Annotated in this window: 21 protein-coding genes and 1 pseudogene; 12 read left to right on the top strand and 10 right to left on the bottom strand. The window is 41.7% G+C overall.

Going from position 1 to position 21605, the window contains the following annotated elements:
* On the bottom strand, positions 1-131 hold a 131-nt coding region (locus tag EES38_RS16850; RefSeq protein ID WP_124938382.1), incomplete at its 3' end, for an FAD-binding protein.
* Positions 132-419: 288 nt separating this feature from the next.
* Between EES38_RS16850 and EES38_RS16845 the strand changes: the two genes are divergently transcribed.
* Positions 420-938 (top strand): macro domain-containing protein, encoded by a 519-nt coding sequence (locus EES38_RS16845; protein ID WP_124938381.1) that lies wholly within the window; start codon positions 420-422, stop codon positions 936-938.
* A 60-nt stretch (positions 939-998) separates the two neighbouring features.
* Here EES38_RS16845 and pstB read toward each other — a convergent pair whose 3' ends face one another.
* From pstB to pstS, 4 genes are read right to left on the bottom strand one after another with little or no spacing between them, the layout of a single operon-like run.
* A complete protein-coding gene (gene pstB / locus EES38_RS16840) occupies positions 999-1835 on the bottom strand; it encodes a phosphate ABC transporter ATP-binding protein PstB (RefSeq protein ID WP_124938380.1) in 837 nt (278 codons plus the stop codon).
* On the bottom strand, positions 1832-2668 hold the full coding sequence (pstA, locus tag EES38_RS16835) for a phosphate ABC transporter permease PstA (protein ID WP_124938379.1): 837 nt from the start codon (positions 2666-2668) through the stop codon (positions 1832-1834). Before pstA ends, pstB begins: the two co-directional genes overlap by 4 nt.
* Complete coding sequence (gene pstC, locus EES38_RS16830; protein ID WP_124938378.1) at positions 2668-3591, bottom strand: phosphate ABC transporter permease subunit PstC; 924 nt, start codon at positions 3589-3591, stop codon at positions 2668-2670. Before pstC ends, pstA begins: the two co-directional genes overlap by 1 nt.
* Positions 3592-3651: 60 nt before the next feature.
* On the bottom strand, positions 3652-4695 hold the full coding sequence (pstS, locus tag EES38_RS16825; protein ID WP_124938377.1) for a phosphate ABC transporter substrate-binding protein PstS: 1044 nt from the start codon (positions 4693-4695) through the stop codon (positions 3652-3654).
* A gap of 277 nt (positions 4696-4972) precedes the next feature.
* On the opposite strand from pstS, the gene EES38_RS16820 reads away from it, so the two are divergent.
* From EES38_RS16820 to EES38_RS16805, 4 genes are read left to right on the top strand one after another with little or no spacing between them, the layout of a single operon-like run.
* The gene (locus EES38_RS16820; protein WP_124938376.1) at positions 4973-6310 is read left to right on the top strand and encodes a sensor histidine kinase; all 1338 of its coding nucleotides are present in this window, start codon (positions 4973-4975) and stop codon (positions 6308-6310) included.
* Positions 6307-6942, top strand: coding sequence for a response regulator (locus EES38_RS16815; protein WP_124938375.1), 636 nt, complete (start codon positions 6307-6309; stop codon positions 6940-6942). Before EES38_RS16820 ends, EES38_RS16815 begins: the two co-directional genes overlap by 4 nt.
* 42 nt (positions 6943-6984) lie before the next feature.
* Positions 6985-7530, top strand: a complete 546-nt coding sequence (locus tag EES38_RS16810; RefSeq protein WP_124938374.1) for a glutathione peroxidase — start codon at positions 6985-6987, stop codon at positions 7528-7530.
* Positions 7531-7538: 8 nt separating this feature from the next.
* Entirely contained in the window at positions 7539-8765 is a 1227-nt protein-coding gene (locus tag EES38_RS16805) for a sugar transporter (protein ID WP_124938373.1), read from the top strand.
* Between the two features lie 58 nt (positions 8766-8823).
* Here EES38_RS16805 and leuE read toward each other — a convergent pair whose 3' ends face one another.
* From leuE to EES38_RS16790, 3 genes are all read right to left on the bottom strand, one after another.
* Positions 8824-9459 carry a leucine efflux protein LeuE gene (gene leuE, locus EES38_RS16800; protein WP_124938372.1) on the bottom strand — a complete coding sequence of 212 codons (636 nt, stop codon included), beginning with the start codon at positions 9457-9459 and terminating at the stop codon, positions 8824-8826.
* A gap of 113 nt (positions 9460-9572) precedes the next feature.
* The gene (locus tag EES38_RS16795) at positions 9573-10454 is read right to left on the bottom strand and encodes a LysR family transcriptional regulator (protein WP_124938371.1); all 882 of its coding nucleotides are present in this window, start codon (positions 10452-10454) and stop codon (positions 9573-9575) included.
* Positions 10455-10490: 36 nt separating this feature from the next.
* Positions 10491-11003 (bottom strand): winged helix DNA-binding protein, encoded by a 513-nt coding sequence (locus EES38_RS16790; RefSeq protein WP_124938370.1) that lies wholly within the window; start codon positions 11001-11003, stop codon positions 10491-10493.
* Positions 11004-11110: 107 nt separating this feature from the next.
* Between EES38_RS16790 and pxpB the strand changes: the two genes are divergently transcribed.
* Genes pxpB through EES38_RS16775 form a run of 3 tightly spaced genes read left to right on the top strand, consistent with a single transcriptional unit; the run spans position 11111 to position 13468 of the window.
* Positions 11111-11776 carry a 5-oxoprolinase subunit PxpB gene (pxpB, locus tag EES38_RS16785; RefSeq protein ID WP_124938369.1) on the top strand — a complete coding sequence of 222 codons (666 nt, stop codon included), beginning with the start codon at positions 11111-11113 and terminating at the stop codon, positions 11774-11776.
* Positions 11773-12714 carry a 5-oxoprolinase subunit C family protein gene (locus EES38_RS16780; RefSeq protein WP_124938368.1) on the top strand — a complete coding sequence of 314 codons (942 nt, stop codon included), beginning with the start codon at positions 11773-11775 and terminating at the stop codon, positions 12712-12714. Before pxpB ends, EES38_RS16780 begins: the two co-directional genes overlap by 4 nt.
* A 1-nt stretch (position 12715) precedes the next feature.
* Positions 12716-13468, top strand: a complete 753-nt coding sequence (locus tag EES38_RS16775) for a 5-oxoprolinase subunit PxpA (protein WP_124938367.1) — start codon at positions 12716-12718, stop codon at positions 13466-13468.
* A gap of 34 nt (positions 13469-13502) precedes the next feature.
* Here EES38_RS16775 and alr read toward each other — a convergent pair whose 3' ends face one another.
* Both alr and EES38_RS16765 read right to left on the bottom strand, forming a co-directional pair.
* A complete protein-coding gene (gene alr, locus EES38_RS16770; protein ID WP_124938366.1) occupies positions 13503-14579 on the bottom strand; it encodes an alanine racemase in 1077 nt (358 codons plus the stop codon).
* 69 nt (positions 14580-14648) lie between these two features.
* Positions 14649-16031, bottom strand: coding sequence for an alanine/glycine:cation symporter family protein (locus tag EES38_RS16765; RefSeq protein WP_124938365.1), 1383 nt, complete (start codon positions 16029-16031; stop codon positions 14649-14651).
* 779 nt (positions 16032-16810) lie between these two features.
* Between EES38_RS16765 and dgcN the strand changes: the two genes are divergently transcribed.
* The 4 genes and pseudogenes from dgcN to EES38_RS22715 all read left to right on the top strand — a co-directional run bounded on the left by dgcN (position 16811) and on the right by EES38_RS22715 (position 21595).
* Positions 16811-17815: an N-acetyltransferase DgcN gene (gene dgcN / locus EES38_RS16760; RefSeq protein WP_124938364.1), complete on the top strand. Its 1005-nt coding sequence runs from the start codon at positions 16811-16813 to the stop codon at positions 17813-17815.
* Positions 17815-18789: an N-acetyl-D-Glu racemase DgcA gene (gene dgcA, locus EES38_RS16755; RefSeq protein ID WP_124938363.1), complete on the top strand. Its 975-nt coding sequence runs from the start codon at positions 17815-17817 to the stop codon at positions 18787-18789. Before dgcN ends, dgcA begins: the two co-directional genes overlap by 1 nt.
* A gap of 15 nt (positions 18790-18804) precedes the next feature.
* Positions 18805-19662, top strand: coding sequence for a D-amino-acid transaminase (locus EES38_RS16750; protein WP_124938362.1), 858 nt, complete (start codon positions 18805-18807; stop codon positions 19660-19662).
* 494 nt (positions 19663-20156) lie between these two features.
* Positions 20157-21595: pseudogene (locus tag EES38_RS22715) on the top strand (sugar porter family MFS transporter).
* The last annotated feature ends 10 nt before the right edge of the window (positions 21596-21605 follow it).

Here is a 21605-nt window from a genome sequence, read left to right as displayed (position 1 = left end):
GAACGCATTGGATAGACTTTAGAAATCAGAGCGACTTCCATATCAGGATTTGCTTCAGCTGCTGCAATCGCAGAGCGAAGACCGCCGCCACCAGCACCTATGACCGCGATATCTGTGATATATGTTTGCACAGTATCCTCCAGTGAAAATGATTAAAATGAATAAGATAGAATCAACGTAAGGTGTGTATTCGTTATTATTTCTGTACACCGTAAACTACGTGATTGACTTCATAGGGCTAGTCTATCTGGGGCTAACGTTGCAAATTTTGATTTCGCGTATTTTGTAACTATCGAAACCTTTTGTAACTTTTGTAACCCGAAAAAATCGTTGTTCGTCGTGTTTTTATGTGTTGTCAGCTAGACTTAAAAAGTGAGATTGAACAGTAACTTAATAAAGAATGAGTAATGGGAGGATCTATGTCGCATCTTAAAGTCATTCTTGGTGATATCACTGCGTCGACAACCGATGCCATTGTGAATGCGGCGAATAATCGGATGCTCGGTGGCGGGGGAGTCGATGGAGCCATTCATCGTGCGGCTGGACCGGGACTCTTGGCTGAATGTGAGAGGGTGCCAGCTGTCAATGGAGTCCGTTGTCCGACTGGTGAAGCGATAATCACTTCGGCGGCAAACTTAGCTTGTCATTATGTGATTCATACCGTAGGGCCTATCTACATGAGTGATTCGAAACCGGCGTTAAACCTGGAGCGTGCATATCATTCATGTTTAAAACTGGCATTGCAATACGACTTGAAGTCAATCGCTTTTCCAGCCATTTCTTGCGGCGTGTATGGTTATCCGGTGGAAGAGGCGGCAGAGATTGCTATTAAAGTTTGTAGTGAACCTACTTACGCAAGCCTGTCTATAGAGTTTGTCGTATTTGATCAGGAAACATATGATATCTATAGCGAGATATTGAACCCGTTTCAAACGTAAAAAAAGGGACTGCTCCTCGGTACGGAAAACAATCCCTGTGGGCATATATACAGCCTAATATTAGCCAAAATCACCCGAAATATAACGTTTTGTTCTTTCTTTAGCTGGATGGTTAAATAGCTGTCGGGTTGGAGAGAATTCAACCAGTTCGCCTAAGTACATAAATGCTGTATGGTCAGATATACGCATTGCTTGCTGCATATTGTGTGTAACGATCACGATGGTGTATTTCTCGCGCAATTTACAGATAAGATCTTCGATTGCCGACGTTGCAATTGGGTCGAGTGCTGATGTCGGCTCATCCATTAGAATAATCGCAGGCTCAAGTGCAACGGTTCGGGCAATACAAAGTCGCTGTTGTTGCCCTCCTGAAAGTCCCATTGCATCATCATGTAATTTATTTTTTACCTCTTCCCAAAGATTGGCCGACTTTAACGCACTTTCTACCTTTGCTTTGATTTCGGATTTGCTCAATTGACCATCGAGACGTAAGCCAAAAGCAATATTTTCAAAAATAGACATCGGAAATGGCGTCGGCTTTTGGAAAATCATCCCAATTTTAGAACGTAGTCCATTTAAATCACGCATAGAGAGAATATTCTCGCCATCATACTGTATCTCTCCGGTAGCAAATTGCTGATTATAAAGAGAATAAATTCTGTTGAGACAACGTAGTAGGGTTGACTTCCCACAACCGGAAGGGCCAATTAATGCTGTAACTTGTTGTTTATAAATGGGTAAGTTTACCGATTTTAGAGCGGGCTCTGAGTGTTTATTATACTGGAAACAAAGATTATTGATGTCCAGTACGACAGGCTTGTTCTGTGCCGATGTTTGAGTCGTTTCGGTGCGCTTATTTTCTGGAATATGGAGTATTGATGAGGCTTTTGTGTTCATTTTCTTTTCACCGAAAGTAATTTTGGAAGATGTGTTGCTGAAAGGTTGATCAGCAAAATAAATAGCGTAATCACTAACGCCCCTGACCAGGCAAGTTGCTGCCAGGATTCATATGGACTCATCGCATACTGATATATGGTGACAGGAAGATTCGCCATAGGAGAACTCATGGATGAACTCATAAAATTACTGTTGAGTGCCGTAAACAGTAATGGTGCGGTTTCGCCAGCAATTCTGGCCAGAGACAGTAAGATGGCAGTAACGATACCTGGCGCGACGGCGCGATAACACAGATGGATGAGTACGATCCAATTCGCTGCGCCAAGTCCTCTTCCTGCTTCTTTTAGCGAGACAGGAACCAGTCTGAGCATTTCTTCTGTCGAAGCGATGATCGTCGGGAGTGCAAGAATGGCCAGAGCAACAGTGCCAGCCCAGCCTGAATATCCGCCTGTGGGAACAACGATCAGTGCATATACGAACAATCCGACCAGAATTGATGGTGCACTCACTAGCATGTTATTGAGAAAACGAATGAGCTGAGCACCTGCATGGTTAGGGGATTTCTCGGCCAGCCATGTCCCAGCGAGTAATCCGATTGGGGTCGCAATTGCAATACCTAAAAATGTCATATAAAGGCTACCGATGAAGGCATTTTTTAAGCCTCCTTCACTTCCAGGTCCTGGAGTAACCTCAGTAAATAATGCGAAATTGATCCCTTTAAGACCTTCACTGATAAGTGTCCAAAGGATACTTGCGAGAACAATCAACCCGATGCCCGCACACAGGATGCTAAGAGAAAAAAATAGTGAGTTTTTCAACTTACGTAAGTTCATTAGTGCTTTCCTCCAACCAGTCGGTTCGCTAGGAACATCACGAGAAAGGTAATGACAAACAATAAGACGCCAAGACCGAGTAAGGATGAAACGTGAATTGAATTGGTCGCTTCGTTAAACTGCTGCGCTATTGTTGATGCTATTGATGTCGCAGGCATAAAAAGCGAAGCCTGAATACGGTTGGCGCCTCCAATAACAAAAGTGACCGCCATGGTCTCACCCAAAGCTCGACCTAAGCCAAGAATGCAGGCACTGATGACTGCTCTTTTAACGCTCGGAAGTAAAATCTTCATAATGACTTCGTATTGGTTAGCACCAATACCATAAGCAGTCTCTCGCAGAACATTGGGAATCGATACAAGAGCTTCTCGTGTCAAAGCGGTGATAATAGGTAAAATCATAAATGAGAGAATGATGCCAGCACTTAATAGTCCAACACCAATAGGCGGGCCTGAAAACATCGGGCCGATGAGTGGTAAGTCACCAAGATGTTCACTTGACCAGCTTTGTACATTCTCCGAAAACCATGGACCAAATACGAAAAGCCCCCACATGCCAAAGATAATGCTTGGTATCGCTGCGAGTAATTCTATTGCTTTTCCTATTGGTGTTCGAATCCACTGAGGCGCTAATTCGGACAGAAAAATGGCAATGCCAAGTGATAAGGGAATGGCGATCAAGCAGGCGATGAGAGAACTAATGACTGTACCGTAGATTGAGGCTGCTGCGCCGAAGACACCGCCAATGGGATCCCATTCGGTACTAAATACAAAGTCCAGACCAAATTTCGAGAACGCCAACTGGCTTCCATGAATCAGTGAGATTAATAAACCGAGTAATACAGCCAAGACGATAAAAGCACTAAAGAGGCTTACCGAATTAAAAACTGTGTCACCACGGTTCATATGCGTCGTTTTGTTCATACCGATAAATCTTAAAATAGTGAGGTCATACCCGAATAATAGGTATGACCTTTTTTAGGCTTATAAAACGGAGTGACCGTTATATTTTAGGTTTTCTTTCCAGGTTTTATTCACTAGATCTACGACAGTGCTAGGCATTGGAACGTAATCGAGGTCCTGCGCCATCTCTGGATGTTTGTAACTCCAGGTAAAGAATTTCACCATTTGCTTGGCGATACCTTCGTCTTTTTGGTCTTTGTGAACCAAAATGAATGTCGCTGATGTCATCGGCCAAGTCGTTGCGCCAGGTTGGTCGTTAAGGATCAGTTTGAAGCCAGGTGCATGTTTCCAGTCTGCATTGGCGGCAGCAGCTTGGAAGCTATCAGCTGTAGGGTTTACGAATTTGCCCGCTTTGTTCTGTAGCTGGGTATAGGCAAGATGATTTTGTGTTGCATAGGCATATTCAACGTAACCAATTGCACCTTTGGTGCGTGTAACGTAGTTTGCTACACCCGCGTTACCTTTACCGCCTATGTCTGTTGCGGCACTTGGCCAGTTAATGTCTTTGCCGACACCCACTGAACTTTTCCAGCCATCACTGACGCGTGAAAGGTAATCTGTAAAGTTAAACGTTGTACCAGAACCATCAGAGCGGTGAACAACATAGATTGGTAGGTCTGGTAACGTCATACCAGGATTGAGTTTCGTAAGGCGTGGATCATTCCAATTTTTGATTTTTCCAAGGTAAATATCGGCAAGAACTTCACCAGTAAGCTTCATCTGGCCCTGTTTTACTGCAGGAATATTAACCACTGGTACAATCCCTCCCATGACCATAGGGAATTGAATCATGCCTTCGTTGTCGAGTTCTTTAACATCAAGTGGTGCGTCAGTACCACCAAAATCAACGGTTTTGGCTTCTATTTGGCGAATACCGCCGCCAGAACCAATTGCTTGATAATTGATCTTTACGCCCGTTTCTTTTTGGTAAGCTTCTGCCCATTTTGCATAGACAGGATAAGGGAAGGTTGCACCAGCACCGTTTAGTTCATTCGTAGCAGAGTAAGCAAATGATGACATGCAAATCGTAGCGGATGCCAACAGAGCAATTTTCTTAAGTTTCATCTGTATCCCCAAAATGGAAAATGAATGTTGAGTGAGATAATTAATTCGATGGGGTTACGCTAGAAATTTTGGGTGACAGTTTTATTACACCTTGTGACACGGAGAAAATAATTGAGCAATTTTATCTTAATCGATTATTTATGATAAATATTATTATCATAAATGATTTGTTTTAGTAATAATTATGTAGATTACCATATTAATAAAAAATAATTTTGTAGCATCTTTGTCATATTTTAGAAATATTATGTTGTCTTATTTCTTTGATTAGAATTTGATGATGAATTCATTTTTAATATATAAAATTCAGATAGTTACTATTGTTATCTATTTCTGTTTAGCATTCTACATACTCATTAATTCAACAGATATTAAGAGAGAGCGCTTCCATAAATCGTTTGTATACTTTGGAATATTCTGTCTTTTCTATGCGATGGGGCGCTGCGCTGAACAGTTTCTTCTTTATTCACACTCTTTTATCTATGACCAACTCGACCTGTATTTAACGTGCATTCACAGTCTGTCTCTGGTTAGTTTGCTTTTTGGGATTCGCACTTTAAGAGAAACAAAAGAGATGGCGTCATCCAATCGAACTATGATTAATGTTGTAGTAACTGTCGTTGTTATTTTCGCCTTATTTCTCTACGTGAAAAACCAGCTAGTCGAACATATAGCAACGTACTTTGTATTTACTCTGTACGCTTTATTCATATGGAAAGAGATTGAGAATCGACACCAAGGCAAACAGCCACAGTCTGTACGATTACTATTACCTATTTCTATGTTGATTGTTTCTGTCACGCTTTTGTTTACGGTAGATAATCTCACCTCCAGTCTAAGTTCTCTGATTGCATCAATTGCGCTGTTCTTTTCTCTTGCGCGACATTTAGAGCAAGCGAAAAGTGAATGGGAAAAAAAGCGGCAGCAGGAAGATCTACGGCACCTTCATGATCAGCATCTTACTGATTTAGGTAAATGGTGCGCGGCACTGGCTCACGAGCTTAAAACGCCATTGAGTAGCGCAATCTTGTTATCTCAAGTGTTAGAGAGAACCAATCTAAGTAGTGATAGCAACGATAAAAATTTTAGTCTGCTAAAACAGAGTTTGGAAAAAGCGTCGGCCACTTGTCAGGGTATCTTGAGCTACGCTCGCACCTTAGATACCGTCAAAACACGCGTTAATGTCGACGTTTCTCTACAAGAAGTCTTAGCTCTCTTCTCATTTAGACTCAAAGAGTTCGACGTATCAACATCGGTTCAGGATGGTCTAACGTTATATGCAGATAAAACATTGATAGCATCCGTCTGGAGTAATCTTATCAGTAACGCTATAGACGCCAATCTAGGCAATGAGACCCGAAAAATCATTATTTGTGGTTATCAAAAAGAGGGGTGTGCTCATATTACGATTACAGATCAGGGTAAGGGTATTTCTGAAGATATTAAGAGTCGAGTACAGGATCCTTTTTTTACAACAAAATATGCCAGTGGTGGTACAGGTCTCGGAATAAATGTTGTGATGTCGATTTTGAAATCACATCAAGGAAGCCTTGAGTATGAGAATCAACTAGCTGGAACCTGTGCTCATGTAATTTTGCCTGGAGTTGTGTCATGAAAAAAATCCTGATTATTGAAGATGATGCAATTTTGCGACAGAGTATTGAAGCTGTATTAGGTCTAGAAAACTATTTTGTATCAGGATGTGAAAGTGTTGAAATTGCAGTCGAGATTTTAAAGGAAAATTCATTTGATATCATACTATTAGATGTCATGCTTGCGGGTATGTCAGGTATCGAAGGCATTACATTACTAAAATATATTCAACCAAGTATTGCGATCATCATCATGACTGCCTATGCTACGGTTGATCTCGCAGTCGATGCGATGAAAAAAGGAGCCGATGAGTTTCTTACTAAGCCGTTCGATATGGAAACACTCAGTGTTTCAATCAGGAAAGTGGTGCAAAAACATCAACCGAAAACGGTGAAAGAAGAGCGAAACGAGGACCTTATTTTTAGCGCCTTAGCGAATCCAATTCGTCGTACAGTAATTAAACAACTACATTTGTATCATCAAGTTAAATTCATGGATCTTTGCCGACTTGTCGATATTGAAGACCATACGAAGTTTAATTTCCATTTACGTCAGTTAATTAATTGCGGAATTGTAAAAAAATTAAATCGAAAAGAATACACGTTAACCGACCTGGGCCGAGACTTATGTTCTGGGGGGTTAATGGAATTCTAGTGTTACACGAGTCTGACTCCTTAATCTAAAAAGGCAAAGTTCATGTCCGCACACGACTTCTCAGTGAAAACCGCAGACGGCAACGTCATTTCATTAAAAGATTTCAAAAATAAAGTATTGTTAGTCGTCAATACCGCCAGTCAATGTGGATTTACACCACAATATGAAAACCTTCAAAAGCTTTATCTGGACTATAAGGATAAGGGATTGGATATATTAGCTTTTCCATGTAATCAATTCGGTCATCAGGAGCCAGGCTCAGAAGATGAGATTAAATCATTTTGTACTACTGAATTTGGTGTCTCTTTCCCTCTGATGGCGAAAGTCGATGTACGTGGTGAAAGCGCTATTCCTTTGTTCCAATATTTGAGTGAGGCTAAGCCTTTTTCTGGTTTCGATAAATCTCACCCGATTACAGAGAAGCTTCAGTCTGCATTGGAAAAGAATTTTCCTGAGTACCTTGAAGGTAATGGAATTAAGTGGAATTTCACCAAGTTCCTGATTAATAAAGATGGTGAAGTCGTTGGTCGATACGAACCAACGGCTGATCCTTTAACTATCGCAAACGATATTGACTCTATTTTATAAGGTCGGTCATGGCAGAAAATAATATCGGGACAGAAGCAGTCAATGATGATGCTTCATTTGTTAATGACAGAGGAAGTCGTACTCAGCAATATCTACGCGTATTGTTACTGGGGGTAAGTGCTTTTGTCTTTAACACAACGGAATTTGTTCCGGTTGGTCTATTGACCGATATAGCAAAAGATTTTGCAGTATCTACGGCTCAAGCTGGATGGATGTTAACGATTTATGCTTGGATTGTCGCAGGGTTATCTCTGCCGCTAATGATGCTGACAAAAAACATGGAGCGTAAGAAATTACTTATCTTCCTATTTCTTTTGTTTATCGGTAGTCATATGTTATCGGTGTTTGCCTGGAGCTTCGAGATATTGGTGCTTAGTCGAACTGGAATAGCGGTAGCTCATGCGATCTTCTGGTCCATAACGGCTTCGATTGCTATTCGTGTCGGTCCTCCGGGCAAAAAGACCTTTGCTTTGGGCGTACTTGCGACGGGTACTTCGATGGCAATGGTTCTGGGAGTACCTGTGGGGCGTATGGTCGGACAATTGTTCGGTTGGAGAGCCACTTTTGGTCTGATTGCTGCGGCTGCATTGGTTGTAATGATATCGCTATATCGTCTGTTACCACCATTACCAGTTCTGTTTACGGGAACATTTAAGAAAGTACCAGAGTTACTAAAAACACCGATGTTATGGAGTTTGTATCTGATTACGTTTATGGCCTTTACATCACACTATACGATGTACAGCTATATTGAGCCGTATTTAGAACAGGTTGCGCATGTGAATGCTCACTTTACAACCTTCCTTCTTTTGCTATTTGGTTGTGCTGGAATTATAGGCAGTGTGACATTTGGCTATCTTGGTGAAAAGTTGGGTACAGCTTTGATGGTGACAGCATTGGTGCTTTTGATTATTACGATTGGTATCCAGCCATGGCTAGTCGGCTCTAAGGTATTTATTGCTGCTAACGTTGTCTTTTGGGGCATTGCAATGACGGTGCTGATTTTGACATGTCAGTCTAAAGTTATGTCGGTTGATGCGAACTCCGCTGACATCATTATCTCAATGTTCTCAGGTATTATTAACTTGGGAATAGGGGCCGGAGCTTTAGTTGGTGGTCATGCGATAAGCTTAGTTACGATGCCGCATCTTGGGTATGTTGGCTCAGGGTTGGCAGCGCTTTCATTACTGACCTTGCTATACTTTATGAGAAAGATACCCGAGCTTCGTAGATAACCTCTCCTAAAGAGCATCTAATAAAAACCCGCATCAGTTTTTGCGGGTTTTTTTGTGATTAGTTGATTGCTGCGAGCCTTGCAGCAAATCCCATGAAAAGCATACCTAAAAGACTGTTCGAAAGCTTACTTAGAATAATATGTTGCTTGAACATCTGCGTCATACTACGGCCAAGAAAGATCAAAAGGCTAAGATAAGTAATACTCATCACTTCAAGGATTGTCGCCAGCGTCAGATAAGACAGCCAGGTACTTTCATAGTTGTAATCAATAAACTGAATAAAGAATGAAACGTAAAATAGAATCGCTTTTGGATTCGTTAAACTGAGTGTTAGAGATTTACGAAACACCTTTTCTTTTTTTATTTTGATTTCTTCCTTGTGCTCTTTTTTAGCAAACCAGTGTTCATAAATCAGTGTTCCGCCCAAGTAAAGAAGATAGGCCGCACCAATATAACGAATAATAGAATAGAGGACAGGGGAGGCTTGAATGACTGACGCAACACCAAGATAGGCCAAAAGAATTAGAATTGCGTCACCGACCAAGACACCTGACGCTGCCAGATACCCTTTTTTAACGCCATGAGTCGAACCGACCTTCAACACATACATTGAATTTGGACCCGGTGCGAGGATAATCATGACCAAACCCGCCATGAACGTCCATATATTTAAAATACCAATACTCTCGAACATAACACTGCCCTACAACAAAAGAGCAACACTTTTATATCAAATTAACGATATTGTCTATTATTTTTGAGCGTTAAAGCGTACAAAGATAAACAGTATAAGTGTTATACGAATATTTACACATTTCGAGTTTTACAAACGGCCTTTATCAAATCAGCTAATACCCTAACGATGGGGGACGTTTGCTCAAAGTTAGTGAACACTAAATACATAGGTAATACACGTTTTTGCCCAATTTCGAGTGGCAGCACTGTCAATTGATGACTGTCGAGTTCGTGTTGGATACGATGCAATGGTAGCCAGCCGAAGCAGAGCTTGCACTTAATCGATTCGATAGCCGATTCGACCGTATTAACAATCCAATATCGTCCACGCCTTTCAAAGGGAAGAGACGATTGACGATCGATATTGTCTATATAGATTTGTGTGAAATGACTAAGATCGGCTAGCGCAAGATCGCCTTCTTTACGATGTAATAATGGATGGTCGGGATGAGCAACGGCGATGGTTTCAATATCAAAGAGTTTTTCATCAATCGCCTCTGGTCGACTGCGAGAACCAATGAAAAGATCAGCTTTGCGATCATTGTCTTTATGAGTGAGTCGTACTTGTTCTCTAAGCTCAATCTGGATATGTGGATGAATCTCAATAAAGCGAGCCAATGCGTTAAACAAAATGGATTTTGGAAATAAACTGTCAACTTCGATGCTTATTTTCGCCGGAGAGCCAGATGAAAGTATCTTCGCCTTACGTTCTACATTATCAAACTCATTTAAAAGAGGACGAATATCGTCCATCAAAGCTTCACCAATTGGCGTCAGACTGACTTTTTTCCCTTCCGTATGAAGTAGCTTTATTCCGAGCTGGTCTTGTAAATGTTTGATAGCGTAGCTAATTGATGACTGGCTTTTATATAAGTGCTCTGCGGCTGCTGTAAAACCACCTTGTTCAATAATCGTTTGCAATATAAACCATTGCTCAAGCGTCGATTTCAGCATTGTTTACTCCAATCAATTTGTATTAGGGTATCGATATCAGAGTGATGCACTCGCTCTGGCTGCTTGATCGTATACACCCGCTAGCATTCTCAGTAATTGCGCTGTATCACCGATAGATTCATTTTTGATTCCTGTCTCGACTAATATTTCGATGAGACACTGTTCTCGTACTTCACGGTATTTTTTACACAGGTTGATGCCATCTTTGGTCGATTTGAAGAGAACTTCTTTGCCCGATTTTTCACTATCGACGAGCCCTAGTTTCAATAATTTTTTTAACGCGTAAGAGACGATGTGTGTATCTTCAATATTTAAGACGAAGCAAATATCGGATAGACGTTTTTTTGTTGAACGATGAGCGACGTGATGAAGAATCTGAATTTCGAGCGAGGTCATGTCTTTGACTCCTGCAGCTCTCATACAGCGTACCATCCAACGATCAAAGGCATTACTTAGAATAGTGACACCAAATTCAAACTCAGAGAGTTCTGCTGAGCGCTCAGAGACAAGGTGAGACGCAGAAACAATTTTTGTGATTTGATCCGTCATTAGTGATTTCCGAATTGTCTTAATTAAAAATTATTAAATCATTTTATTGATAAATTATCGATAAAATGTTGATATATTTTTATTGAAATTAGCTAGGATGAAAGTTCATGGTCTCAACGGAAGAGATACGCCTTTATCAATTGGGTGAATCAGTCATCACACTCGAGTACTCGAAAGAAATCGATCTGAGTATTCAACGCAAGATTTGGAAGCTGGCTGAAGTTTACCAATCTCATGCACATGTTACCGACATTGTTCCGGGCATGAATAATCTGACGGTCATATTTGAACTGTATAGTGTCAACTTGGTAGAAGAACAGCAGCGTCTTTCTGATGCTTGGTTTGCGCTTAAAAATACGTCTTACGCTGAAAGTCGAATGATTGAAATTCCAGTCCATTATGGTGGTGACAAGGGGCCAGATTTAGACAACGTTGCGAATCACTGTGGTATGTCTGCTCAGAAGGTGGTCGACACGCATAGTCAAAGTGAATACGTGGTGTATTTTCTCGGTTTTCAACCTGGTTTCGCGTACTTGGGGGGAATGCCTGAGTCGATAGCAACACCAAGACATTCATCGCCAAGAGCAAAAGTACCCAAAGGTTCTGTCGCGATTGGTGGTGCTCAAACGGGTGTTTACCCGAACGTTTCACCCGGAGGATGGCAGATCATTGGTCATACCGATATCGAGTTATTTGTCCCCAATAGAAAACAGCCCTCTATCTGGCTGCCGGGTGACTCTGTGCGGTTTACGGTTGCGGGAGTATCGTTATGATTGAAATTATCCAAGCGGGGCCACTCACATCAGTACAGGATCTTGGCCGTGTCGGGTTTCGCGCGCAGGGGGTTGCACAGTCTGGTGCGACAGATGCTCTCTCACTGAAAATAGCGAATATTTTGGTAGGAAACAGTGAAGATAGTGCTGGTATCGAATGGATGTTTGGTAGCGGTAAAATCAAGTTTGTTCATGATGTGTGGTTTGCACTGACTGGAGCCGATAGTTTTGCAGAGTTAAATGGACGGCCTGCCTATTCGGGGTGGCGGTATTTCGCTCGTTCTGGAGAGGTATTGGTTTTAAAAGCGCCGAGACGCGGTCTATGCACTTACCTTGCGGTTGAGGGGGGCTTAGATATTGAGCAAACTCTGGGTTCAAGAGCGACTGATTTACAATCCGGGTTTGGTGGACACTCTGGCCGAGCGCTACAAAAAGGTGATCGCTTAGCCCTATTAGACAATAACAACGAGCACCCGGATAGTTCGGTGGGTGTTTTATTGCCGATGAATGACGGTATTATTCATTGCTTGCCCGGACCCGAGTATGAGCAATTTTCCTCACAAGCTAAGCAACGTTTCGGTCAGGAGTTCTGGCAAGTAAAAACAGAATCAAACCGAATGGGATTCAGGCTTGAAGGAAAGACCTTAAATAGAGAAATTAACGGGGATCTTCTTTCTCACGGTATTGTTCCTGGCACCATACAGGTTCCTCCTGATGGAAAGCCGATTATTATTGGGGTGGATGGACAGACAACGGGGGGCTATCCCCGTATCGCTTCAGTTGTGAATAGTGACTTGTGGAAAGTTGGTCAGTTGCGTCCTGGGGACGATATCATTTTTAGAATGATTACTCCCGAGCAGGCAAAAAAAGCCTATAGCGAGCAACAACTATACTTGAAAAAATTAAGGATTGGCCTTGGGATCAAAGGGAGCATGTAATATGGCAAAAGTGGATTTAAATTGTGATATGGGTGAAAGTTTTGGAACCTACACAATCGGAAGTGATGATCAGATAATCAAACACGTCTCGTCTGTGAACATCGCTTGTGGCTTTCATGCTGGCGATCCAACAGTAATGCGAAAGACCGTTAAAATGGCTAAGAAGAATAATGTCGCCGTCGGTGCTCATCCTGGGTTTGATGATCTAAAAGGATTCGGTCGCCGAAATATAGCAATCTCTTCTCAAGAAGCATATGACATCGTGACTTATCAGGTCGGGGCTCTCTACGGTTTTACGCGATCCGCAGGTGTACCAATGCATCATGTTAAGCCCCACGGCGCTTTGTATAATATGGCGGCTAAAGATTCAGAGTTATCTCTGGCAATCGCGCAAGCTGTATACGATATTAGTCCGGAGCTTATTTTATATGGTCTAGCCGGTAGTGAACTCATCAAAGCAGGTCAGAAAACAGGACTTCGAGTCTACAATGAAGTCTTTGCTGATAGGACGTATCAATCCGATGGCTCCTTGACGCCGCGAGCTCAGCCTAATGCCTTATTGGAATCCGATCAGGATGCTGTTGATCAAGTACTTAATATGGTTTTAAAAGGTCAGGTTAAAGCGACAAACGGAGAGTGGATAAACGTGAAAGCAGATACGATTTGTATTCACGGCGATGGCGCTCATGCATTAAGTTTTGCTGAAAAAGTGATGCGAACGTTAAAGCATAATGGTGTTCAGGTGATGGCATAAAAGAGGGGGAAGCTTAGCTTCCCCCTCTTTTGAATCAATCAAGATACGTTTTCTTAATGCGGCGAGCTAGCTTAATGACCAGCTCATACGGGATCGTTCCCACCGCTTCAGCGACTTTTTCTACGGGAAGGTTATTACCCCAGAATTCAACGGTATCTCCCACTTTATCTTTCGCATCAGGGCCAAGATCAACGGTAATCATGTCCATAGAGACTCGTCCAGAAATGGGCACGATCCGTCCATTAATGAAAACAGGCGTTCCGGCAGGAGCTGAGCGAGGAAAACCATCTCCGTATCCCATAGCGACTACACCCATATAGGTATCACGTGAAGATGACCATGTTTCACCGTACCCAACAGGTTGATGAGCTTCATGTTTGCGAACAGCAATCAACTTGGTCTGCAGGGTCATTACCGGTTTGAGGCCAAGTTCAGCACCTGTTTCTCCTTCGGTTGGACTGATACCGTAAAGCGCGATTCCACCACGACAATAATCGAAATGAGACGTTTCCCAGTAAAGAATCCCCGCAGAATTAGCTAACGTTTTCGGTCCAGGATAGGGTCCTGTTGCTTTTAAAAAGATATCCAGTTGTCGCTCGGTTTTATCCGAGGATTTATCATCGGCACTGCTAAAATGGCTCATAAAGCCAACTGGGCCAGCTAATTTGTTTGTTGCTTCTACGCGCGCTACAAAATCTGGTAATTCAAAAGGCTGCACTCCTAAACGGTGCATACCAGTATCAAGTTTAATCCACGTATGGACTGGCTTAGACAAGTCAGTTTGTTCTAAGTCTTGAAGCTGTTCTTCGCAATGAATTGCTGTATGAAAGTTATTTTCTGCGGCAATCTTTAAATCGTCGGCGCAAAAGCATCCCTCTAACAGAAGGATGTCTTGGGGAATGCCAGCCTCGCGTAGCTCCACCGCTTCTTCTATGCGAGACACTGCAAACATATCTGCATGAGCTAGTGCCTGAGCTGTTTTGACGGCATTGTGTCCGTATGCGTCTCCCTTTATTACTGCAACTACTTTTTGCCCTTCACACAGCGATTTCAACTTTTGGTAATTATGCTTTAACGCTTTGAAATCTATGATGGCTTCTGCTGTAATCATAATCGTTCCTGATATGGCTATTTGGACTTTACTCAGCCCAAAGCTTTAAGGCTTCGGGCATTCTTTGGCTTATCGTGATTCTTCTACCGACGACACACCAGATTTTTCTTCTTTAGACGCAAAATACGCCTTGGTTAACTTAAATACAACTGGGCTTAACACGGCTAACGCGATTAAGTTTGGTATCGCCATCATTGCATTAAGCGTATCACTTAATAGCCACACAAAATTCAGCTCCATCGTTGCTCCGACGGGAAGAGCTAGAACAAAGATAATTCTGAATGGCAGTACGGCTTTTGGACCAAACAGATAAATGGCACAACGTTCTCCGTAGACAGACCAACCAACGATAGTCGTAAACGCAAAGATAGCCAAACTGATAGCAACGAGATATCCACCGACACCGGGAAGGACTTGATCAAATGCCGCTGATGTTAGTGCAGCTCCTGATTCTCCAGCCGTCCATTGACCCGAAATAATGATAACTAGACCGGTAATAGTACAAATTAGTAAGGTATCGATGAAGGTACCTAACATAGCGATCAGCCCTTGACGAACAGGATCGTCAGTATGTGCACTTGCGTGAGCTATCGGAGCCGAACCTAACCCAGCTTCATTTGAGAAAATACCACGTGCCACGCCGTAACGGATAGCCATCCAAACGGTCGCTCCTGCAAAGCCACCCTCGGCCGAAGTTGGTGTGAATGCTTCTTTAAAGACTAACGCTATCGCACTGCCAATTTCTCCTGCGTTAGCGGCCAAGATTACGATACCGCAGCCAACATATGCTAATGCCATAAAAGGAACTAGTGCGCCCGCAAAAGCTCCTATACGTTTTATACCACCAATTAAAACGGCGCCAGCAAGAATCATAACTACGATGCCGACCACCAATGGCGAAATAGAAAAGCTTGCGTTGAGTACCTGCGCAATAGAGTTAATCTGTACACCGTTACCAATACCAAAGCAGGCAAATGTACCAAAGAAAGCAAACAGGGTGCCTAACCAAGCCCATTTTTTGCCCATACCATTTTTGATGTAGTACATTGGACCACCAACGAAACTGCCATTGGCATCGGTCTCGCGATATTTTACGGCAAGAACAGCTTCAGCGTATTTAGTTGCCATACCGAGTAATGCGGTCATCCACATCCAAAATAATGCTCCAGGGCCACCAACAAATACCGCCGTTGCTACCCCTGCAATATTTCCTGTTCCTACTGTTGCTGACATCGCCGTCATTAAAGCTTGAAAGGGAGGAATCTCGCCATCACCATTTTCAGCTGGTTTACGACCACTCCACATCAACTTGAATGCACGACCGATATTAAAAATGGGCATGAACTTTAAGCCAAAGTTTAAGAACACCCCGACCCCAAGGATCATCACAAGCATAGGGACACCCCATACGATGCTATTCACCTGACTAATAAAGTTTTGTATCAGTTCCATCTGTAACACTCCAAAAAACTAGAACTTTTCAATAGATTCTCACTAAATAGCAATATATGAACCAAGTTTTAACCAATATATGAAAAAGTATAATCAAACTCGTTGAGTCGACTTAGGTCTTGGTGTAGTGGGTGGAAAATAATATCGCTTCCAATTAAATAAAGATAAGTATTTTTTATAAAAATCTAAAATTATAAATAAAATAGGTTTTTTAATCTAAATGTTGTTTGTTGAATACCCATATCAGAAAGGCGCGTTTGTTAAACAACAAATCCATATAAAAAGTAAGTGATATAGTGAAAATGTATATATTTGGTGCGTTATGGCACCGTTTTGGTGCTAATTTGGTCTGTTTTATTCAATACAGGCTTAGAAATTCCTGAACACATGTCTCTAATTGTGATCTTTTTCACAGAAATAATTCAAAATAAACATGTGAATAACGATAGATAAAATATCTATAAAATTGTTTTTAACCAAAATTATATATAACTAAAAAAATTTCTTATTCCGTGTATTTTTCTAAATACCACAAGATAAATATTCATTTAATTTCTTTTATTGCAAATTTTTCAGTATTAAATATGGTTCGATTTTTTGCTTTTGTTTTGCATATTAATTCATTAATTTCGATATGTATTGCTTAAATAGTCGTTTTTTTAACTAAATTGGACTAATTAATGATTGTGGTTTTAATTTTTTGTCACGTATTTTGCACTGTGATTATCAGTAAATGTGAAATTTTAAATTAATGTAATTAGTGACTTTGGAGATTAAAGATGGAACTTAAACAACCATATCTACTTTTCTTAGGCGACGCACCTGATGCGCTAGCGGCTAAAGTGGCACAAGGGATTAAAACATGGCGTCCGGAATATTGTGTTGGACAAATCCGTTTAGATAATTGCAATGCGGATGTGGGACTTACCGATCTTTCGATAGCTGAAGCCGCCGAAGCAGGGGCAAAAACTCTGGTCATTGGTGTAGCTAACCGAGGTGGGTTGATTTCTAAAGAGTGGGTTACTGTTTTACTTGAAGCTATTGATGCAGGAATGGATATCGCGGCAGGGCTACACAATAAACTGACTGATATTCCAGAGCTTGTTGCAGCAGCAGATAAAAAGGGATGCTCATTATTTGATGTTCGCTATCCAACTCAGGTTTATCCGGTCGCCAGTGGTAAAAGACGTTCTGGTAAACGCTTACTGACCGTAGGTACAGATTGCTCAGTAGGTAAAATGTACACATCACTTGCGATAGAAAAAGAAATGAGTGAGCGTGGAATGAACACCGATTTTCGTGCAACTGGTCAAACAGGCATTCTTATTTCGGGTGCAGGTGTGAGTGCAGACTGTGTTGTCGCTGATTTTATTGCCGGAGCGATAGAAACAATTTGTCCGGCGGCAGATCAACAGCATTGGGATATTGTTGAGGGACAGGGTTCATTGTTCCACGCTTCCTACGCTGGTGTAACCACTGGGCTGATCCATGGCGCTCAGGCTGATGCCTTAGTTCTTTGTCACGAACCAACTCGTGAACACATGCGTGGTCTTCCTGATTATAAACTTCCAGCGCTAGCTGATTGCATGGAGCGTAATCTCCTAACTGCTCGTCTAACTAATCCAAATGCAGTATTCGTTGGTGTGTCGGTAAATACATCTGCTATGTCTGAAAAAGAAGCGCTTGAATACATGGACAAAGTGGAATCTGAGCTGGGTTTACCTGTTGTTGACCCATTCCGTCAAGGCGTAAGTCGAATTGTAGACAAAGTTGCGGAGATCTAATGGAAGTCAATATCCATCAAAAAAGCTGGCCTATACGTGGTTCATTTACTATTTCGCGGGGGACGAAAACCTCCGCCGAAACAATTATCGTAGAGATAAGAACTCGCGGGGTTATTGGCCGTGGGGAGTGTGTGCCATACAGTCGATACGGTGAAACATTGGAGAGTGTCAAAGCGCAGATTGAAGGTGTTTTACCCGAGGTGAAATGTGGAATTAACCGGACACATCTGCAAAGCTTGCTTCCGTCCGGAGCTGCACGTAATGCGCTTGACTGTGCTATGTGGGATCTCGAGCTTAAACTGAATCATTCGTCTGTGTGGGATGCATTAAAAATCCAACCACAACCTTTGACGACGGCCTATACATTGTCTTTGGATAAACCGCATCGAATGGAGCAGGTTGCAGTTGAAAATGCCTACCGCCCATTGTTAAAACTGAAGTTGGGTGGACCAGAAGATTTAGAGCGCGTAAAAGCAGTTCGAAATGGATCTCCAAAAGCGAAAATTATCCTCGATGCCAATGAGGCCTGGGACAAAGAAACATACGATGCCCTTATACCTGAGTTGCTCAAACTTGATGTCGCAATGATTGAACAACCTTTTCATGCCGATAATGATCACTGGCTAGATGGTCTTGACCGTCCCATTCCAATTTGTGCAGACGAGTCATGTCATGACAGAAAGAGTTTGGAAAACGTCATTGGACGCTATGACATGATCAATATTAAGACCGATAAGACTGGTGGACTAACCGAAGCCCTCATGCTTAAGCAAGATGCAGAACAAGCAGGACTGAGAATCATGGTCGGTTGTATGTTGTCTTCCTCGTTAAGCATGGCGCCAGCTTATGTTGTTGCTCAAGGTGTCGAAGTTGTCGATCTAGATGGTCCGTTACTGCTGGCGAAGGATATAGAACCAGGGTTTGAATTTGAGAATAATTTAATGATGCCTTTCGACCGTCGGTTGTGGGGATAAAAGAAGGATTTTGTTATGGAACGTACAGTTTATCTTAATGGGAAATATATCCCTGAATCACAAGCTCATGTATCTATCTTCGATCGTGGCTTTTTATTTGCTGACGCCGTTTATGAAGTAACTGCAGTACTAGATGGGAAACTAATCGATAATCCGGGACACTTGGCGCGCTTGGAACGCTCTACAAAAGAGTTAGGAATCAAGCTCCCTGTATCGGGCCCTGAGCTGACTAAGATTCAAAAAACACTGATTGAAAAAAACAATTTAGTTGAAGGCGGGATCTATTTACAGCTCTCTCGCGGTGCAGAAAGCGATCGCGAATTTGATTACTCAGATGATATAGAGCCAACGCTCGTTTTATTCACTCAATCTCGTTCTCTTATCAATTCACCTAAACGCGAAACGGGAATTAAAGTCATATCATTCGACGATATTCGATGGAGACGACGCGATATAAAAACAACGAGCCTGTTACCTGCCTGTTTGGCAAAACACGCTGCGCATGCGGCTAACGCGGACGATGTCTGGTTAATCGAAAACGGCTATGTGACTGAAGGTGGCTCTAGCAACGCCTATATCATCACGCAGGAAGGTAAACTCGTTACAAGACCACTTAGCAATGACATTCTTCACGGTATCACACGGGCGTCATTAATGAAGCTCGCTCAGGATACGGGGATTGAAATTGAAGAACGTTTATTCACCATTGATGAAGCCTACGCAGCAAAAGAAGCATTCATCAGTTCAGCCACCACGTTTGTTTGGCCAGTTGTTGCAATTGACGATAAGCCTATTTCTGATGGTAAACCTGGTGAATTTTCCTTAAAGCTTAGAGATATTTACATCACAACCGCAAAAGAGCTCGCCGAATAAGATTCAAGTACACCAAAAAAAGCCTCTGAAATTTTTCAGAGGTTTTTTTTACCTCAAAATATATCCGATTCGGATCACAAACATTTCTCCCATCAATGAATCACAATGCGTTATTTTTGATTGTTTACATCAAAAACAAATCAAAAATATATGCAATAATCTATCATTGTTATTTTTATTTTCTGAAATAATGATAGAAAAATATAGCTCAAACACATATAAACATATGATTTAATAGTATTTTTAATTTGTTAAAACCTTGTTATTAATAATGTTATTGCTAAATGTGTGATGTGGATATCTTTATTGAATCCAAATAAATCATATTTTCTATCACGAGGTTTGATGTTGAGGTCTTTTATATGATTTAACACATCAGTCTTGTGAGTTTTGCAACCGATAGCAAAGATGAAATTGATTGGTTGCATCAGAAAAAGATTACTAAATGAATTACTCATTAATTTTTATTTTTACGTTATTTAGGAGTCCATAATATGGTGAAATTGAAGGATTATAATTCGCGCTACGTCTACGCGATGTGCGCAATTGCTGCTCTTGGGGGAGTCATGTTTGGCTACTCTACTGGGGTAATTGCAGGCGCGGTCGATCCCATTCAGCAAAATTTCCATCTGAGCTCAGCTCAAATCGGATGGGTTGTATCTAGTATCTTTATTGGTTGCTTTTTTGGTTCACTGATCTCTGGTCGTGTGGCTGAAAAAAGTGGTCGTAAATTAGCGTTATTGATTGCATCAGTGTTGTACATTGTTTCTTCTTTGGGAAGTGCATTTGCAGACTCATTTGTGATGTTCTCTGCTGCTCGCATCTTATGCGGTGTTGGTGTTGGTATGGCAAGTGCGGTTGCACCAATGTTCATGTCTGAAATTGCTCCAGCTGAGATTCGTGGTAAAGCATCTGGCTTATTCAATCTATCTGTTGTTGGCTCACAGACTGTTGTATACGCGGTGAACTTTCTGATTGCATGGGGTGTTACTGAAGTTTGGCTAAATGATATCGGTTGGCGTTGGATGATGGGTGCTCAACTTGTACCTGCAGGTCTGATGTTTATTCTAACTCTCATTTTGCCTGAATCACCTTTATGGAATTTAAACAACGGTCGTCCAGAAAAGCTTTAGCTGTTTACAAAAAGATTTATCCAAATCTAAACGAAGAAGAAGCTAATTGGATCTTCCAAGAAAAAACAGCGATGAAAGGGGATGATTCACAGCCAGTTGCTTCAGGCAAGAGATTGGCTAATCCTGTGATGAAATACATCATGATTATTGGTTGTACTATCGCAGTTTTACAACAAATTACTGGCGCGAACGTGATGATGTATTACGCTCCTCTAGTATTACAAACTGCAGAAACAACCAAAGATATGGTGTTTTTCCAAACTATCTTTATCGGTTTGTTCAATGCAATTGGCGCGTTCATTGGTATGGTTCTATTTGACCACTTCGGCCGCTTGCCAATGATGAAAATAGGCACGTGGGGTTGTATCGCTTGTCTATTGCTCGTTTCTTACGGCATGTACACAGGCGACACTGGTTACATTACTGTGGTTAGCGTAGTGACCTTCATGGTGTTCTTTGCAATCGGTTGGGGCGCAGGTACTTGGGTATTGGTTTCCGAAATCTTCCCTGCACAGATTCGTGGCATTGGTATGGGTATCTCAGTAAGTATGATGTGGGTTTTCAACTTCATTATCATGCAGATCTTCCCATTGATAAACCAAAATGACTATTTACAGAGCCACTTCCACGGTGCTTTCCCAATGTGGATATTTGTTGGATTTAACCTCTTCTGCTTATGGTTCCTGACTAAATTTGTTCCAGAAACTAAAGGCTTATCTTTAGAAGAAATTGAACGAACTATGGCAAGCAGACTGGAAGCAAAAACTAAACGTGATTCTAAAGTCGTAACCTCACACTAATTATAATGGA

This window comes from Vibrio viridaestus, assembly GCF_003856525.1.
Classification (GTDB): Bacteria; Pseudomonadota; Gammaproteobacteria; order Enterobacterales; family Vibrionaceae; genus Vibrio; species Vibrio viridaestus.
Note: the sequence above shows the minus strand (reverse complement) of the source record. Positions and strands in the feature narration are given on the sequence as shown.